This is a genomic window from Streptomyces sp. NPDC102514 (genome assembly GCF_055584525.1).
This window is the reverse complement of record NZ_JBVJLW010000001.1, coordinates 140,138-155,421: the sequence shown is the minus strand read 5'-3', so window position 1 is coordinate 155,421 and position 15,284 is coordinate 140,138. Positions and strand designations below refer to the sequence as shown.

Sequence of the window (15,284 nt, the reverse complement as noted above, 5' to 3'; positions counted from 1 at the left end):
CACCATTTTCAGCGTGCCCGGGTCAAAGCGCCAACGGCCTCACCCGGAGCGGGTGAGAGGCCGGGCCACGTACGGATCGGGAGGGGCGGCGGGGCGTTCCGGCCACGGTTCACGGGGCGGCGTGACCGGAAGCCGCACCCTCCCTGGGCGGGGCGGAGGCCGCGACGGCGACGAGCACCGCCACCGCGGCCAGGGCCACCAGGACCAGGACCAGGACGAGCACCACGGAGCCCACCGTCGGGTGGTTCCACAGGATGAGGGCCAGGGCACCCGCCCCGATGACGATGCCGGTGGCCCACGAGCGGCGGGCGGCCAGCCGGCGCCCCACGGGACCGACGCGCACACCCGCCCGGCCGAGCCCCCGCCCCGCGGCACCCGCGCCGCGCCGGACCCCGCTGCGCAGGGCGACGGCCGCCCGCCCGGGGCCGTACAGATACGCGGCCAGTGCCGTGGCAAGCGCGACGACGATCAGCGTGCGCGTGCTGTCGCGCAGGAAGCGCACGAAGGTGTCGAAGATCGCCGCGGCGGCGTCCGGAGACAGCGTGGCGACCGGGACCGCGTCCAGGTACACCCGGCGCACGGCCAGCAGGGCGATGAGCAGCGCCACCATCATCAGACCGATGCCGACCGCCGTGATCAGCAGCATCAGCCGGTGTCCGGGAGCGGTCCACACGGCCAGCGCCGCGAGGGCGATGGTGAGCACGGGCAGCCACGTGCCGACGATGTCCAGCACCCGCATCGCGTCCTGCGCCCTGGCCAGCTCGGCGGTCCGGAACAGGGTCACGGTCCGGTCGCTGTCGGGGATGAGGGCGGCCCGCTCGAAGCCCTGGTCGACGAGGCGTTGGCGCACCTGGTCCACCACGGATCCGATGTCCAGCTCGATGGCGTCCCCCGAGGCCCGCAGGGCACCCTTGCGTTCCCCGGTGAGCATGCGCAGCACGGCGGCGTGCGCCCGCCGGTTCGCGCCCTCCCACACCTGCTGGAAGAGGTCGCTCGTGACCACGCGTTCGACGTTGCGGCGCACGACGGTCCGTACCGCCGAGGTCAGCGGGCCGGTGAGGGCCTCGGAGCCCGCCACCACGCGCGGTGGGGCGTCGGCGTCCGCGAGCACCTTCGTGAGCGAGGCCGTCACCGCCTCGACGTCCACCTGCTCCACCACACGGGCGGTCAGCCGGTTGATGACCACCTTCTGCACGGCGGGGTCCGAGGCCAGCGGGGCGACGGTCTCCACGTACCGGTCGGTGTCGGAGACCGTGTCGTGCACCCAGGCCGAGACGACCGCCAGGGGCGCGAGCAGGAGCGCCACCAGGAGAAGGATCGACGCGCCCAGCCGGCGTGTCCGCCGGTGACGCAGGGTCGCGGACCGGCGCAGCCGCTCGTACTCCGAGCGTTCCTCGGCGCTCAGGACACGACCGGTGTCCTCCGCTCCGCCGGAGGGGGACGGTACGGCGTTGCCGTCCGGGACGTCGGGGGCCATGGCTCCTCCTCGGAGGTGTGCGCCCCGGCAGCGACGCGCTGCCGACGGGTTACGGAGGCTGCGGCGGGCCGGGGAGGCCGCACCTGGTTACGGGCGCTGCGGCGGGCCGGCGCCGAAGGAGGGCAGGGAGGTGTCAGTCGCTCCCGGCGGGTTTCCCGGGGCCTGCGGGGCTCGCGGGATCTGCGGGGCTCGCCGGGCCCGTGTAGGCCGTGGGTCCGGTGGGGTTCGCCGGTTCGGCCCGGCCGGCCGGGGCCCGCGTACGCGTGGCGCGCTCCTTGCCGAAGGTGGCCCGCCAGGCGAAGGCGATCACCACCTCCACCAGTCCGAGCAGGACGAGCCACAGGCCGAGCAGCCGGGTCAGCGCCCGGGCCGACTCGGTGGGCAGCGCCAGCACCACGATTCCGGCGAGGATGCCGATCACGGCGGCGCCGAAGAGGAAGCCTCGGTGGGGCAGGCCCTTGGCGACGATGGCCGTGTAGAGGGTGAGGATGCCGGACACCAGCCAGACGACCCCGACGATCAGCGAGAGCGCGGCGATCGTCTGCAGCGGGTTCCGCAGGCAGAGCACCCCGGCGAGGACGTACAGCACCGCCAGGAGCAGTCCGGGCAGCCGTTCGCCCAGGTCGTCGCGGGCGAAGGACGCCACGAACCGGAAGCCCCCGGTCACCAGCAGGTAGAGCCCGATCAGGACAGCGAGGACGTGCAGCGTCTCGTCCGGCCAGACCAGGACGAGAATGCCCGGCACGAGTGTGGCGACCGCCGAACCGAGGATCCAGGTCCAGGAGTGCCCGAGTTTCGCCAGCACCTCCGCCGGATCGGCGGACGTCCCCGGGGCCGCCCCGTCGGAGCGGTGAGCCGGTCCGGAACGCGATGCCGGACCACGCGACTCGGTCATGGCCTCTCCTCCTCGGCTCCTCGGCTCCCTCTCGCGCGGTCGGACAGCGCCGCGGACGGACCGCCGCCCGGGCGGTGCGCAGTGGAGCGACCGTCAGCGTCGCGCCCTCCCGGCGGGGCGGGCTCACCCCCGGCGGGTGATCCCGCCCCATCGGGGAGACGATGAGGTGGAGGGCGCGGACGTACGCCGGTGTGCGGCGGAACGGACGGCACGGGTGCCCGGTACGGGCGCTCGGGGGAGGCGCTCGGTACAGGTGCGTGTGGCACGGGTGCTCCCGAGCACCGTCCGAACGGTTCAGGAGGTTCGCGCCATGGCCATACCGATCGCCTTCACGGCCTCCCTGCCCCCCGCCGAGAGGGCGGCGTACGGCAGGGACGCGCGCAAGCGGGCCTCCCGTTCGTGTCACGGCTGGTTCGAGGCCGAGCAGGAACGGCCCGACCCCGTCGAGGTGATAGAGCGCCAGTCGCGCTCACGGCTGACCGAGCTGGTGCCGATCCGCTACGGACGCATGCTGGAGTCCCCGTTCCGCTTCTACCGGGGCGCCGCCTCGATCATGGCCGCGGACCTCGGGCCCGTACCGAACTCCGGCCTGACCGTGCAGCTCTGCGGAGACGCCCATCTGCTCAACTTCCGGCTGCTCGCCTCGCCGGAGCGGCATCTGGTCTTCGACATCAACGACTTCGACGAGACGCTGGCCGGACCCTTCGAATGGGACGTCAAGCGGCTGGCGGCCAGCTTCGCGATCGCCGCCCGGGCCAACGGATTCTCCGTCACGAAGCAGGACCTCGTCGTACGGGCCTGTGTACGGGCCTACCGGGACCGGATGCGCCAGTTCGCCGGCATGGCCACGCTCGACATCTGGTACGCGCAGGACGACGTCGACCGGATGCGGAAGCTGCTGGCCTCCTCGATGGACAAGCGGGCCAGGCACCGTACCGCCGACGCGTCGGCGCGGGCCAGGACACGCACCCACCTCCAGGCCTTCGAGAAGCTCACCCGGGTCACGGCCGAGGGCAGGCGGATCACCCCGGACCCGCCGCTGATCACTCCGCTGCGGGATCTGCTCACGGACACCTCCGAGGCCGACGAGGAGAAGGAGCTGCGGACCGTCGTGGAGGGGTACGCGCGGACCCTGTCCTCCGAACGCAGGCACCTGCTGCGCCACTACCGGCTCGTGGACATGGCCCGGAAGGTGGTGGGCGTCGGCAGCGTCGGCACCCGCTGCTGGATCCTGCTGATGCTCGGCAGGGACGACGGTGACCCCCTGCTGCTGCAGGCCAAAGAGGCACAGGAGTCGGTGCTCGCCGCCCACACGAACGGCAACCACTACGACAACCAGGGCCGCCGGGTGGTGGCGGGACAGCGCCTGATCCAGACGACCAGTGACATCTTCCTGGGCTGGACGAACGTCGTGGGGCTCGACGGCAGAAGCCGGGACTTCTACGTACGGCAGCTGCGGGACTGGAAGGGCATCGCCCGGCCGGAGACCATGGACCCCGGGCTGCTGCGCCTGTTCGGGCAGCTGTGCGGTGCCTGTCTGGCGCGGGCGCACGCCCGTTCCGGCGATCCCGTGGCCATCGCCGCCTATCTGGGCGGGACCGATCGCTTCGACCGCGCGCTCACCGGGTTCGCGCAGGCCTACGCCGACCAGAACGAGCGGGACTTCGAGGCGCTGGGCGCCGCCGTCCGCTCCGGCCGCGTCCGCGCCGAAAGTCTCTGAGAGCGCGCGTGCGGGAGCCGTCGTACGGCGCCGGGACGCCCATGAGGTGTGATCAATGGGTCAGGAAGAGCTTGAACGAGATGATCAGCAGGCCGAGCACCAGGTTGACCCCGGCGGTGACGGCCATCAGAGAGCGGGAGGCGCCGCCCCGCCGTGCCGCGGTGGTGGACCAGCCCACCTGTCCGGCCACGGCGACGGCGAGCGCGAACCACACGGTGGCTTCGATGCCCAGCCCCAGCAGGGGACTGACGGCCACGGCGGCGGCCGGCGGGACGGCCGCCTTGACGATCGGCCACTCGTCGCGGCACACCCCCAGAACGGCCTGGAGGTCCAGCCTCCGCTGTGTCAGCCGCGCCCCGAACACCTGGGCGTGCACGTGCGCGACCCAGAACGCCACACCTGTGAGCAGCAACAACAGCACCAGCTCAAGACGCGGGAACGACCCGAGTGCGCCGGCCCCGATGATCACGGAGGCGGCGAGCATGGAGCCGTAGACGCCCCCGGTGCAGTCGGCCCGGGCCCGGCGCTCCGCGTTGCGCACCGCCCGGGGCGTGGCGTGTCCGGTACCGGACATCTCGCTCTCCTTTCGGGCGACGACCGCGTCCGCCCGGATGCCCGTACCGGCCGTCCTGTCCCATGGCACGTGACGGACCCGGACGACGCCTCACCCGCCAAGGGCGACCCCGGCAGCCGGGCACCCGAACGCCACCCCCTGCTCAGCCCAGGGCGTCCATCTCCTTGTCGAGCGAGAGGGCGGCCGTGATGAGTGCCAGGTGTGTGAACGCCTGCGGGAAGTTGCCGAGTTGCTCCCCTGTCGAGCCGATCTCCTCGGCGAACAGGCCGACAGGGTTGGCGTAGGTGAGCATCTTGTCGAAGGCGTACCTGGCCGGGCCGAGCTGTCCCGCCTGCGCCAGCGCGTCGACGTACAGGAAGCTGCACAGGGAGAACGTGCCCTCGCTGCCGCGCAGTCCGTCCGGGGAGGCCTGCGGGTCGTAGCGCTGGACGAGGCTGTCGGAGACGAGTTCCCGTTCCATCGCGTCCAGGGTCGACAGCCAGCGCGGATCCTTCGGCGCGATGAAGCCCACGGAGGGCATGAGGAGCAGGGACGCGTCGAGGGTGGTGTCCTCGTAGTTCTGGACGAACGACTGGCGGCGGGTGCTCCAGCCGCGTTCCATCACCTGACGCAGGATGCCGTCGCGTGCCGTGGTCCACTCCGGGATGTCGGCGGGCCGGGCGAAGTCGCGTGCCATCCGGATGCCCCGGTCGAAGGCGACCCAGCACATGAGACGGCTGTAGGTGAAGTCCTTCTGCCCGCCGCGTGTCTCCCAGATCCCCTCGTCGGGCCGGTCCCAGGCCTTGACCAGCCAGTCCAGCACCCCGGACAGTGCCTGCCAGCCGTCGTACGGGGGTGCGTTGCCGGTGCCCTGCACGGTGTGCGAGAGGGCGAGGACGGCCTCTCCGTAGATGTCGAGCTGGAGCTGTCCCGCGGCGCCGTTGCCCGCGTACACCGGTGCAGATCCCCGGTAGCCCTCGAAGTGGTCGAGGGCCACCTCCGCCAGCTCGGGGTCGCCGTCGACGCGGTACATGATCTGCAGGGGTTCGCCGCTGACCGTGCGGCCCGACTTCACCCGGTCGCCGAGCCAGCCGCGGAACGCGAGGGCCTCCTCGACATGGCCGAGGCCCAGCAGGGCGCCGACCGACATCGATCCGTCCCGCACCCAGGTGTAGCGGTAGTCCCAGTTGCGTCCGCCGCCGATCTGTTCGGGCAGTCCCATGGTGGGTGCCGCGACGGGCGCCCCGGTCGGCGCGTACGTGAGCAGCTTCAGGGTGATGGCCGCCCTGTTCACCATGTCCTGCCAGCGTCCGCGGTAGCGGCTGCGGCGCACCCACGCGTGCCAGAAGTCCCGGGTGCCCTCGAACAGTGCCATGACGTCCGGGGCCGTGACTGGCGGTACGGGGGTGTCCTCGGCGTCGCCCACCGTCAGGACGAGTGCGGCGAAGTCCCCCTCCTCCATGGCCAGTTCGCCGCGGACGTCGTCGCCGTCCCCGCTCCACCGCACCGGACCGACGATCTGTACGACGGCCTGGGCGCCGGGGGCGTCGAAGCGCACGGTGTCCTCGCCGAGGCCGACGCGGTGCCCGGCACGGCCGTAGTCGAAGCGGGGCCGGCACTCCAGCGAGAACCGGACCCGGCCGCGGGTCACCCGCAGGATCCTGACGAGCCGGTGCCGGCCCACGGCACGCTCGGGCCGCTCCACCGGCATGAAGTCGACCACTTCGCCCACGCCCGACTCCGTCAGGAAACGGGTCACCAGGATCGCGGTGTCCTGGAGGTAGATCTGCACCGGTGGCTGCGCGGTGTCGGCGGACACGGTGAAGTGACCACCGCGGTCGTGGTCGAGGAGCGAGGCGAACACACTGGGCGAGTCGAACCGGGGCGCGCACAGCCAGTCGACCGTGCCGTCGGAGGAGACCAGTGCGGCGGTCTGCAGATCACCGACCAGTCCGTGGTCGGCGATGGGGGGATAGCGTCGCATGGTCGGAGCTCCCTTCGGCAGGAGCGCCCCCGGGCGTCCCATGCCCCGGCACCTTGTCACGCCCCCGCGCCTGCCAACATCGCCCCGCAACACCACCCGAGCCTCCCCCACGACGGGTGAGCTCGCCGATCACGCGGACGCGGGACCTGTGCAACGGGGGGCAGGGCCTTTCGGGGCGCGGGGCGCACGGGGCGCGGCGAACTACGCACCAGGAGCCCGAGGCACCTCAGCGGCGCGGGGAACTGCGCAACGGACCCGAGGTATTCAGGGGCGCGGGGAACTGCGCAACGGGGGTCCGGGGGCGGAGCCCCCGAGGCAGTGACGGAAGCCCCCCCCCCCGAGCCGCGGAAACACACCCCGGGGGCCCGGGGGCAGAGCCCCCGGATCAACAGCGGGAGGCCAGGTCGCTCAAGAGAACAAGGCCTCCAGATCCGGCTTATTGTCACCGAACAGCCCATCCTCCTCACCCAGCGCCGCCAACTTCTCCAAGGAGGGCATGTCAACATCCTCCGGCCACGCGGGCAACGTGAGCTTCGCCAGAACATCCCCATCGATCTTGGTGTACGTCGTGAGAACCTGACGGGCCTCATCGGGATGACCCGTCGCGTACTTCAGCGACTCGGCCATCGCCTCGCTGAACCTCTTCACCAGCCCCGGATCCCGCTTCACCACCTCGGCCGAAGTGAAGTACGTGGCCACGGTCAGCTTCGGATCCGTCTCCGCGAACGGCGACGCCACCACCCGCGCACCCTGCCCCTTGGCGATGGTCATCGCGGGCTCACCCATCCACGCGGCGTCCACCCGCCCGCCGTCCAGCGCGGCCGGCATCTGATCGAACGGAATCTCCACGAACTCGACCTCGGACGGGTCACCGCCGGCCACGCGCACAGATTCACGGACTGTGGTGTCCCCGATGTTCTGCAGGGTGTTCACCGCGACCGTGTGCCCGGCGAGGTCCGCGGCCGACTTGATCGGACTGTCCTTGCTGACACCCACCCCGGTGACGTCGGCCCCGACCTTGCCGTTGGAGGCCGCGCCGTTCACCACGGATCTGACCGGGACTCCCTTGACCTGGGCGACCATCAGCGACGTGGTGTTGCTGAACCCGAACTGGAACTGGCCGCTCACCACTCCGGGGATGATCGCCGCGCCGCCCTGGGCGCTCACCATGTCCAGCTCGATGCCGCGGCTGCCGAAGAACCCCTTCTTCTGGCCCAGATAGAGCGGGGCCACGTCCACGATCGGAATGATGCCGACCTTGACCCGTGTGGTCTTGTTCCCGCCGGAGGACGAGGAACCGCCCGCCCCCGAGTCGGAAGAGCCGCACCCGGCCGCGGCGACGATCGTGGTCAGCACGGCGACCAGCCCGAGAACGCGCCTTCGCATGGGCTCCTCCTGCAGCTCGGTGCTACGGCTCGGCCTATGTTGTGCATTTTCGTGACGGCAGGAATCTACAGGCCTAGTTTCGCGCTGTCAGCACTCAGGACAAGGGCGGCCTCGTGGACCGGAGTACACCGACAGGACGGCGGGCGCCGAAGATCTTTTACGCGCCCCCTTCGATTTCACGCGATCACCGCATCTTGATTTCACTGTCCACTTCTTTCGACGCGTGTGATCCGGCCGTTCGGAGGTACGCCGTCGAATTCTCGAACGGCCGCGTTTGGACCGGCTCTCTCCGGTCAGCCGTAACAGTAGATCGCACGACGAAGCACAAGTGAGGACGTGAACCGCAGTGGCCGAGAACGAGAAGGCGAAGGCGAAGACCGAGCAGGTCAAGGGCAAGGTCAAGGAGACCCTGGGCAAGACTGTCGGCAACGAGCGTCTGACCGCCGAGGGCAAGGCGGAGCAGTCCAAGGGAGACGCTCGCCAGGCCAAGGAAAAGACCAAGGACGCATTCCGGCATTGAGGATCACCTAATGCGGAGGGCCCGTCGCATGCTCTTGCGGCGGGCCTGCTTCTTTTTCAGGCGAAGGAGCGAGAAATGCTCAGGGAGCACCGGATGTCCGTCGCCGGCGCGGCGGCCGTCCCGTCCCGGCCCACCCCCTCCGGACCCCGCAGTCCGGCCGAGGTGCGCGAAGCGGTGAGGTACGCGCTCGCGGAGGCCCGTCGGTCCCGGCGGCGCGAGGCCCTCGACGGTGACGAGGTCATCGGCGACGCCCTGCTCGTCGCCTCGGAGCTGACGACCAACGCGATGCTGCACGGCGGCGGTGTCACCGGGTTCGAGGTGACGCTGGACGACCAGGAGGTGCGGCTGTCGGTGAGCGACCGCAGCGAGGAGTTCCCCAGGCCGGCGCAGCACGGCGACGAGCGGGGCTTCATGCGGCCCGGCGGCCATGGCTGGCCGATCGTCTGCCGTCTCGCCCGCGACGTCACCATCTCGGCACTCCGGACCGGCGGTAAGTGCATCACTGCCGTGGTCCCGCTCAGGCGCCGGTAGAACCCGGCCGGGCCTGTCCGGCAGGCACGTCGAACCGGCTGCACCCACAGGTACAGCCGGTCCTCGGATACAGGCGGAAAGCCGCTCGCAGGGCTCAGCCCTTCACGCTTCGGACGCCGACTGCCGACGGATACCGTCGGATGTCGACCGCCGTCCGCCGTCCGCCGACGGAAAACCGTCCGCAGGAGTCACTTTTTCAGGATGCCGCGTACGTTGTCGACGGACCCACAGCCGGACGGCAACCGGTGCACCCGCTCCTTGAGGAAGTCCGCGCCCAGCTCTTCGCGGCGCTCCATGGCGACGTTCTCCCGCGCCCCGTTGAGGATGGTCCGCTCCTCCTCGTCGGTGTGGTGCGCGATGGCTTCCACCAGCTCTTCGAGCTTCTCGTCCCAGTCGTCGGAGCCGATCTCGTCGACCTCCAGGAGGGCGAGCAGCGCCTTGTGGCCCTCCTCGTGCTCCTCCTCGCCGTGCTCCACTTCCTCGTCGTCGATGTCCTTGTACCGCTTGAGGGCGGGGTAGACCTTGGTCTCCTCCGCGAGCGCGTGGGCGATCAGGAGGTCGGCGAACTCCTTCAGCGCGGACGCCCGGTCCGCCTCGACACTGCGCAGCTGCCGGAAGAGGTCCTCCATCCTCCGGTGGTCCGCGAGTATGAGTTCGACGACGTCTTGTGTCTCAGGCATGGGTGCGGTGGGCCTTCCTCGCTGGAAATCTCGCTGGAAATACAGTCCAGCGACACGTGTGCCCCAGCGATCGAGGAAGAAAAGCACCGGAGGAAACGCACCCTGCCCGGCGCACCCGGCGTCAGGCGGTGAGTGCCCGGCGAGGCACCTCCACCGACGCTGCCGCCGTAGCCGCCGGAGCGGTCAACGGGGCCATCGCCGGGGCACGCACCACGGAGCGGACCGCGGGGCGGGTCGTAGGACGGGCAACGGGACGCACCGGATACGTCGTCTTCGAGGGGTCGACCACCGGGTCGCCCAGCACGAGCCGGCCCGCCGCGTGCAGCGCGTCGCACTCCTCCGTCGGCAGGGCCACGTAACAGCCTCCGAACCCGGAGCCCGCCGTGGCCGCCTGCCAGTATCCGTACCGGCGGCGGCCGTTGGCGTGCACGGTCAGGCAGACGGGGACACGCTGCACCGTGATCAGCCGCAGCACCTCGGAACCGCCGGCGCCGAGCGGCGCGGGTGCGGGCGTGCGCGGGACGGGCCGCAGCAGGGTCAGCGGCGCTCCGTCCGAGGCTCGCGGCACGGCACGGAGGCGGGGGGTGGGCGTCATGTGCGGGCGGCCTTTCGACGGACGGGTTCGATCACGTATCGCCTGGAGCGATGACGTTCTCGCTGTTCGGCATTCTTCCTCAGGGCACTGACATCGCGGGTCGGAGACGCTCGGGGCCACTCCCCCGGGCCGTTCCTCACCGGCGGACGGGCGGCGGGGGCGCATGGTGTGCGCGGCCTTCCAGCTCGCCCTGGACGAAGGGGTCGTCGGCGCTTTCGTACGCCCCGGCGTGATCGAAGAGCGCTTCGGTGATGCGCTCCCACTCGTCGGCCTCCGCCTGCGCGGTCAATGCGTCCCTGTCGGTGCGCGAACCGTCCTCGGCCGCCTTGCGGGCGGCCTCCCACGCGGTCTTCGCTTCGTGGTGCCGCATTCCCTGTGCGGATCGCCGTACCCGCTCCCAGGCGGCGCGCTCGTCCTGGGACGGCTCCACCACCTCGTCGCTCGTGTCGTCGACGAGACCGGGTACTCGGTCCTGCTGCGGGCCCACTGCTTCACCTCGCTGGGTACGGCGCGGAAAACTGCCTTCCGCATTCCCATCTGCCCCCGTCACGGCAGGCAACACCTGTCAGTAATGACGATTAGTTACCTCCGAGGGTTCCCGCGGTCGGTCCTGGGTCGATGAGACCCACGTGCACCACGCGCCACGGACATCACCCTGTACACCACGTACACCAAGGGCGTCACCCTGTGCATCACCCTCGCTACGCGCTGCTGTCCCGCGAGGTGCGGCTTCGGATGCGGCGCCGCAGCGTGCGTCGTTCGGCTTCGCTCTTTCCGCCCCAGACACCGATGCTCTGGCCCGTGTCGAGCGCCCAGTCCAGACACTCCTGGCGCACGGGGCAGCGTCGGCAGACGGACTTCGCGTCCTCGATCTGCACAAGCGCGGGACCTGTGCTGCCGATGGGGAAGAAGAGGTCGGGATCGACGGTGCGGCATTCCGCGGACTCGCGCCAGCCCTCCATGGGGGCCTCCTTCGGTCGCAGTGATGTTGTTCACGGGGTCGGTCCCCCTTCGGGTCACCACTGACCGCCCCCGTGAAACAAGGAGTCTTGTGGGACAGTGCTGCCCGGACCCCCGCACGACGCCGGCGATCACGTACCGGACCTCCCGAAAGGCCTGGCCCGGCGCGACGGGGACGCCCGGATGGCAGGATGGGCCTTCACGAGGCATCCAGGGATGCTTCACGAAAAGAGCAGGTGACGCATGTCAGAGGTGCCGGGGGAAGTCTGGGAACAGTTCGCGATCGCCGTGGCGGAGATGGCGCGGGATCTGCTGGCGCAGGACTCCGCCCAGGGCACCCTCGACCGCGTCGCCGAGCATGCGAAGGTCCTGATCGACGGGTGCGACGAGGCCGGCATTCTCACGGTCCGGCAGGGCGAGGTGCACGCGCTGGCGGCCACGAGCGACGTGGTCCGCCGGTCGGACCGGTTCCAGCAGGACCTGCAGGAGGGCCCCTGCTTCGACGCGGTGACGGACCGTCAGCAGATCTACGCCATCGAGGACCTGCGGGAGCCGAACAAGAAGTGGCCCCGCTTCGCCCCCGAGCTGAGGAAGCTCGGCATGGGAAGCATGATGGGCTTCCTCCTCTTCACCGAGGAGGACAACCTCGGCGCCCTGAACGTGTACTCGCGCAAGCCGGGCGTCTTCGACGAGACCGCCCGGCGCGCGGGCTGGATCCTCGCCTCCCACGCGGCCGTGGCGTTCTCCGCGGCGCGTACGCATCAGCAGCTGAGCCATGCCATGGAGACGCGGCACGAGATCGGCGAGGCCATGGGCATCCTGATGGAGCGCTACGGGCTGACCGAGGACTCGGCGTTCAAGGTGCTCAAGAAGACGTCGCAGGACCGCAACGTCAAGCTGCGCGAGATCGCCCGCCAGATCTGCCGGACCGGCGAGAAGCCCGCCTGACGCCGGGCCGAACCGGCGATCCGCCCGCCCCGGCCGCCCACTCCGATCCGGCTGACCCGTCCGGTCCGGTCACACCACCCGATCCGGCTGATCCGGCACAGCCGTCCGATCTGCCCGCCCTGTCATCCCCGTCCGTCACAGGAAGCGGCGGATGGGGATGACGGCCGCCTCCCGGGCCCGCTGCACGACGGAGCGCCGCTTCCAGCGGCCCTTCTCGATCAGGGTGCTGGCGGTCAGGTCCTCGTCGAAGTGGGCGTCGAGCGTCGACGTGAACTCCTCGTCCAGCACGGCGAGCATGATCTCCTCGTCGTGGTCGAGCGAGCGGCGGTTGAAGTTGGTCGAGCCGACCAGCGAGGCGACCCTGTCCACGGTGATGACCTTGGCGTGCATCATCGTCGGCTGGTACTGGTAGATCTTCACGCCGCAGGCGGTGAGGTCCTCGTAGTAGTGCTGGCCGGCCAGCTGGCAGACCCGCTTGTCCGTGTGCGGGCCGGGCAGCAGGATCTCCACCTCCACGCCCCGGCGGGCGGCGGCGCACAGCAGCTCGACGAAGAACGCGTCCGGCGAGAAGTAGGCGGTGGCCAGCCGGAAGCGTTCCTCGGCCGACTCCAGCATCACCCGGAGCAGGGTCTGCATGTCCTGCCAGCCGAAGCTGGCCGAGCCGCGCACCACCTGGACCACGGCCCCGCCCTCGGGGGTGTGCGCGACGAACCGGTCGTGGTCGTCGAAGAGTTCCTCGTGGCACTCGGCCCAGTTCTGCGCGAACGCGGCGGCGATACCGTCCACGGCAGGCCCGCGGACCTCGGCATGGGTGTCGCGCCACTCGCGCTCGTTGCGCGCGTCGCCGCACCACTCCTCCGCGATGCCCACCCCGCCGGTGAACGCGGTCCGTTCGTCGACGACGAGAACCTTGCGGTGGCAGCGGTGGTTCTGCTTGAGCGGGGAGAGGGCGAGCGGCTTGCGGAACCACGCCACCTGCACCCCGGCCTGTTCCATGGCCGCCAGCAGGTCCTTCTCGATCAGCCTGCTGCCGAACCCGTCCAGCAGCAGGCGGACCCGCACACCGTCCCGGGCCCGTTCCGCGAGTGCCTGCGCGAACTCGCGGGCGATGTCGCCCTTCCAGTACACGAAGGTCATCATGTCGACGGTGTGCTCGGCGGACCGGATCCCCGCCAGCATCGCGGCGAAGATCGCGTCTCCGTTGCGCAGCGCGGTGAGGGAGTTGCCCTCGGTCGCCGCGATGCCGATGAGTCTCTCCAGCCGGCGCCGTATCCGTTCCGCGCGTTGCGCGTACTCCGGCGACGACCAGGTCCCGGACGTGCGGGTCCCCGTCCGGGACTCGCCCTGCGTATCCGGCTGGTCCCGCGTGTCGGGCTGGTTCCGCGTATCCGGCTGGTCCTGCGTACTGGTCATGGCATCACCCGGCCGGCACGGGGAGGAGACAGTAGGGTGCGCGCTGCCCGGTCCGGCACGGGCGCGGCGAGCAGACTGTACTCCGGCAGCCCGGGTGCTCATGGACGGGCGCCTTCGTAATTGACCGGGGTTGAGCAGACATGCTCTTGAGGATGCCGGGCAGGAGACGACCAACTTGCTTTCTAGTTAAGGCGGCACCGTGACTTCCTCCGTGAACACCCGCGAGGCATCTGACTGCAGCACGGGCGTGCAGGAGGCCGCGGGCGACCTGCCGTGGATCGAGGACGGGGGCAAGGTCGCCCCCAAGGACGCGCGGGTGCTGTCCCGGCTGTTCCTCGACCGGCTGCAGGAGCTGGAAGAGGGCACCCACGCATACCAGTACGCGCGCAACACCCTGATCGAGATGAACCTGTCCCTGGTCAGCTTCGCGGCCCGCCGGTTCCGCAACCGGGGCAGCGGCGACATGGAGGACGTCATCCAGGTCGGCACGATCGGCCTGATCAAGGCGATCGACCGCTTCGACCTGTCGCGCGAGGTCGAGTTCACCTCCTTCGCGATCCCCTACATCGTCGGTGAGATCAAGCGCTTCTTCCGGGACACCACCTGGGCCGTGCACGTCCCGCGGCGCCTTCAGGAGCTGCGTGTCTCGCTCGCCAAGAGCAAGGAAGCCCTCGCCGCCACGCTGAACCGCCCGCCGACGGTCAAGGAACTCGCCGACCACCTGGACCTCAGCGAGGAAGAGGTCATAGAGGGCCTGGTCGCCGCCAACGGTTACGTGGCCGGTTCCATCGACACCCCCGGTGGCGACGACGACTCCAGCGACGGCGGCCCGAAGTACGCGGACACCCTGGGCGAGGAAGACCCGGCGATGGACCTCTTCGAGGACCTGCACACGCTCGCGCCCCTGCTCCAGCAGCTCGACGACCGGGAGCGGACCATCATCGAGATGCGCTTCGGCCGGGAGATGACCCAGGCGGAGATCGGCCGCGAGCTGAACCTCTCCCAGATGCACATCTCCCGTCTGCTGACGCGCACGCTGAGTCGGCTCCGCGCCGGCCTGCTCGCCGCCTGACAGGATCGACACGGGTGACAGGCTCGACACATGTGACAAGAACGACATCTGTGATGGATCGAAAGGACACGCAAGGCCGTGAGTGACGAGCAGGATCCGCTCCGGGAATCGGCCGCGCCGATCGTGACCGAGCCCGTGCCGGACCTCCAGCTGCAGATGTTGGTACGGCTGGTCGGTCAGGACCCGCAGGCGGCGCTGCCGGTCACCTTGCTCATCGGGGGTGGTCTCCTCTACGGCGACCTCATCTCGCACAAGGCGTGGAAGACCGACTGGGCGCGCAGTCTGCGCGGTGTCGACGGACCCGGCGCTCAGCTGCTTGAGCGGTTTCCCGAGCAGGTGGACGAGGCGGTCTCCGACAAGCAGGGGCGTCCGGTCCCGCAGCGGCTGCCGCAGTGGATCCATCTGCGCGACGCCACCAGTGTCGTCGCGGCGGGCGGCCCCGTCGTGATGCCCCTGTGGCGAGGGCGGCTCACGGACGTCTCCGGCTGGTCCCTGGGCAAGCCCGACAGCTCCCTCGGCGAAACAGAGGACATCCGCCTCTGACGTGGGC

The 15,284-nt window shown here is 70.5% G+C and carries 16 protein-coding genes; 6 read left to right on the top strand and 10 right to left on the bottom strand.

What is annotated here, in order from left to right; all coding sequences use genetic code 11:
• Window positions 1-109: 109 nt before the first annotated feature.
• Window positions 110-1,477 (bottom strand): hypothetical protein, encoded by a 1,368-nt coding sequence (locus ACZ60E_RS00715; protein WP_469436605.1) that lies wholly within the window; start codon window positions 1,475-1,477, stop codon window positions 110-112.
• 133 nt (window positions 1,478-1,610) lie between these two features.
• A complete protein-coding gene (locus ACZ60E_RS00710; protein WP_469436602.1) occupies window positions 1,611-2,372 on the bottom strand; it encodes an HdeD family acid-resistance protein in 762 nt (253 codons plus the stop codon).
• A 310-nt stretch (window positions 2,373-2,682) separates the two neighbouring features.
• Between ACZ60E_RS00710 and ACZ60E_RS00705 the strand changes: the two genes are divergently transcribed.
• Entirely contained in the window at window positions 2,683-4,092 is a 1,410-nt protein-coding gene (locus ACZ60E_RS00705; RefSeq protein WP_469436600.1) for a DUF2252 domain-containing protein, read from the top strand.
• A gap of 52 nt (window positions 4,093-4,144) precedes the next feature.
• On the opposite strand, the gene ACZ60E_RS00700 is transcribed toward ACZ60E_RS00705, so the two are convergent.
• The 3 genes from ACZ60E_RS00700 to ACZ60E_RS00690 form a co-directional block, all read right to left on the bottom strand.
• The gene (locus ACZ60E_RS00700; RefSeq protein ID WP_384802890.1) at window positions 4,145-4,666 is read right to left on the bottom strand and encodes a hypothetical protein; all 522 of its coding nucleotides are present in this window, start codon (window positions 4,664-4,666) and stop codon (window positions 4,145-4,147) included.
• A 142-nt stretch (window positions 4,667-4,808) separates the two neighbouring features.
• Window positions 4,809-6,629: a glycoside hydrolase family 15 protein gene (locus ACZ60E_RS00695; protein ID WP_469436598.1), complete on the bottom strand. Its 1,821-nt coding sequence runs from the start codon at window positions 6,627-6,629 to the stop codon at window positions 4,809-4,811.
• 408 nt (window positions 6,630-7,037) lie between these two features.
• Window positions 7,038-8,015, bottom strand: a complete 978-nt coding sequence (locus tag ACZ60E_RS00690) for an ABC transporter substrate-binding protein (protein ID WP_384802896.1) — start codon at window positions 8,013-8,015, stop codon at window positions 7,038-7,040.
• Between the two features lie 346 nt (window positions 8,016-8,361).
• Here ACZ60E_RS00690 and ACZ60E_RS00685 point away from each other — a divergent pair, with 346 nt between their 5' ends.
• Window positions 8,362-8,535: a CsbD family protein gene (locus tag ACZ60E_RS00685; RefSeq protein WP_469436596.1), complete on the top strand. Its 174-nt coding sequence runs from the start codon at window positions 8,362-8,364 to the stop codon at window positions 8,533-8,535.
• A 75-nt stretch (window positions 8,536-8,610) separates the two neighbouring features.
• A complete protein-coding gene (locus ACZ60E_RS00680) occupies window positions 8,611-9,066 on the top strand; it encodes an ATP-binding protein (protein WP_453792144.1) in 456 nt (151 codons plus the stop codon).
• 188 nt (window positions 9,067-9,254) lie between these two features.
• On the opposite strand, the gene ACZ60E_RS00675 is transcribed toward ACZ60E_RS00680, so the two are convergent.
• The 4 genes from ACZ60E_RS00675 to ACZ60E_RS00660 all read right to left on the bottom strand — a co-directional run bounded on the left by ACZ60E_RS00675 (window position 9,255) and on the right by ACZ60E_RS00660 (window position 11,303).
• The gene (locus ACZ60E_RS00675; RefSeq protein WP_469436593.1) at window positions 9,255-9,746 is read right to left on the bottom strand and encodes a hemerythrin domain-containing protein; all 492 of its coding nucleotides are present in this window, start codon (window positions 9,744-9,746) and stop codon (window positions 9,255-9,257) included.
• 121 nt (window positions 9,747-9,867) lie between these two features.
• A complete protein-coding gene (locus ACZ60E_RS00670) occupies window positions 9,868-10,341 on the bottom strand; it encodes a hypothetical protein (protein WP_469436591.1) in 474 nt (157 codons plus the stop codon).
• Between the two features lie 136 nt (window positions 10,342-10,477).
• The gene (locus ACZ60E_RS00665) at window positions 10,478-10,828 is read right to left on the bottom strand and encodes a hypothetical protein (protein WP_469436588.1); all 351 of its coding nucleotides are present in this window, start codon (window positions 10,826-10,828) and stop codon (window positions 10,478-10,480) included.
• 214 nt (window positions 10,829-11,042) lie between these two features.
• Window positions 11,043-11,303 carry a WhiB family transcriptional regulator gene (locus tag ACZ60E_RS00660; protein WP_469436586.1) on the bottom strand — a complete coding sequence of 87 codons (261 nt, stop codon included), beginning with the start codon at window positions 11,301-11,303 and terminating at the stop codon, window positions 11,043-11,045.
• A gap of 241 nt (window positions 11,304-11,544) precedes the next feature.
• Between ACZ60E_RS00660 and ACZ60E_RS00655 the strand changes: the two genes are divergently transcribed.
• On the top strand, window positions 11,545-12,249 hold the full coding sequence (locus ACZ60E_RS00655) for a GAF and ANTAR domain-containing protein (protein WP_384802913.1): 705 nt from the start codon (window positions 11,545-11,547) through the stop codon (window positions 12,247-12,249).
• 135 nt (window positions 12,250-12,384) lie between these two features.
• Here the strand turns inward: ACZ60E_RS00655 and ACZ60E_RS00650 are convergent, their stop codons facing one another.
• The gene (locus ACZ60E_RS00650) at window positions 12,385-13,662 is read right to left on the bottom strand and encodes a phospholipase D-like domain-containing protein (protein WP_384802916.1); all 1,278 of its coding nucleotides are present in this window, start codon (window positions 13,660-13,662) and stop codon (window positions 12,385-12,387) included.
• Window positions 13,663-13,861: 199 nt separating this feature from the next.
• On the opposite strand from ACZ60E_RS00650, the gene ACZ60E_RS00645 reads away from it, so the two are divergent.
• Both ACZ60E_RS00645 and ACZ60E_RS00640 read left to right on the top strand, forming a co-directional pair.
• Window positions 13,862-14,734, top strand: a complete 873-nt coding sequence (locus ACZ60E_RS00645) for a SigB/SigF/SigG family RNA polymerase sigma factor (RefSeq protein WP_469436580.1) — start codon at window positions 13,862-13,864, stop codon at window positions 14,732-14,734.
• A 78-nt stretch (window positions 14,735-14,812) separates the two neighbouring features.
• The gene (locus tag ACZ60E_RS00640) at window positions 14,813-15,277 is read left to right on the top strand and encodes a hypothetical protein (RefSeq protein ID WP_469436577.1); all 465 of its coding nucleotides are present in this window, start codon (window positions 14,813-14,815) and stop codon (window positions 15,275-15,277) included.
• The last annotated feature ends 7 nt before the right edge of the window (window positions 15,278-15,284 follow it).

Excerpts from the sequence above, each read along its gene's own strand:
- ACZ60E_RS00650 (WP_384802916.1), bottom strand. The coding sequence starts at position 13,662 with ATGACCAGTACGCAGGACCAGCCGGATACGCGGAACCAGCCCGACACG.
- ACZ60E_RS00670 (WP_469436591.1), bottom strand. The coding sequence starts at position 10,341 with ATGACGCCCACCCCCCGCCTCCGTGCCGTGCCGCGAGCCTCGGACGGA.
- ACZ60E_RS00655 (WP_384802913.1), top strand. The coding sequence starts at position 11,545 with ATGTCAGAGGTGCCGGGGGAAGTCTGGGAACAGTTCGCGATCGCCGTG.
- ACZ60E_RS00680 (WP_453792144.1), top strand. The coding sequence starts at position 8,611 with ATGCTCAGGGAGCACCGGATGTCCGTCGCCGGCGCGGCGGCCGTCCCG.
- ACZ60E_RS00705 (WP_469436600.1), top strand. The coding sequence starts at position 2,683 with ATGGCCATACCGATCGCCTTCACGGCCTCCCTGCCCCCCGCCGAGAGG.
- ACZ60E_RS00715 (WP_469436605.1), bottom strand. The coding sequence starts at position 1,477 with ATGGCCCCCGACGTCCCGGACGGCAACGCCGTACCGTCCCCCTCCGGC.
- ACZ60E_RS00660 (WP_469436586.1), bottom strand. The coding sequence starts at position 11,303 with ATGGAGGGCTGGCGCGAGTCCGCGGAATGCCGCACCGTCGATCCCGAC.
- ACZ60E_RS00695 (WP_469436598.1), bottom strand. The coding sequence starts at position 6,629 with ATGCGACGCTATCCCCCCATCGCCGACCACGGACTGGTCGGTGATCTG.
- ACZ60E_RS00700 (WP_384802890.1), bottom strand. The coding sequence starts at position 4,666 with ATGTCCGGTACCGGACACGCCACGCCCCGGGCGGTGCGCAACGCGGAG.
- ACZ60E_RS00710 (WP_469436602.1), bottom strand. The coding sequence starts at position 2,372 with ATGACCGAGTCGCGTGGTCCGGCATCGCGTTCCGGACCGGCTCACCGC.
- ACZ60E_RS00690 (WP_384802896.1), bottom strand. The coding sequence starts at position 8,015 with ATGCGAAGGCGCGTTCTCGGGCTGGTCGCCGTGCTGACCACGATCGTC.
- ACZ60E_RS00675 (WP_469436593.1), bottom strand. The coding sequence starts at position 9,746 with ATGCCTGAGACACAAGACGTCGTCGAACTCATACTCGCGGACCACCGG.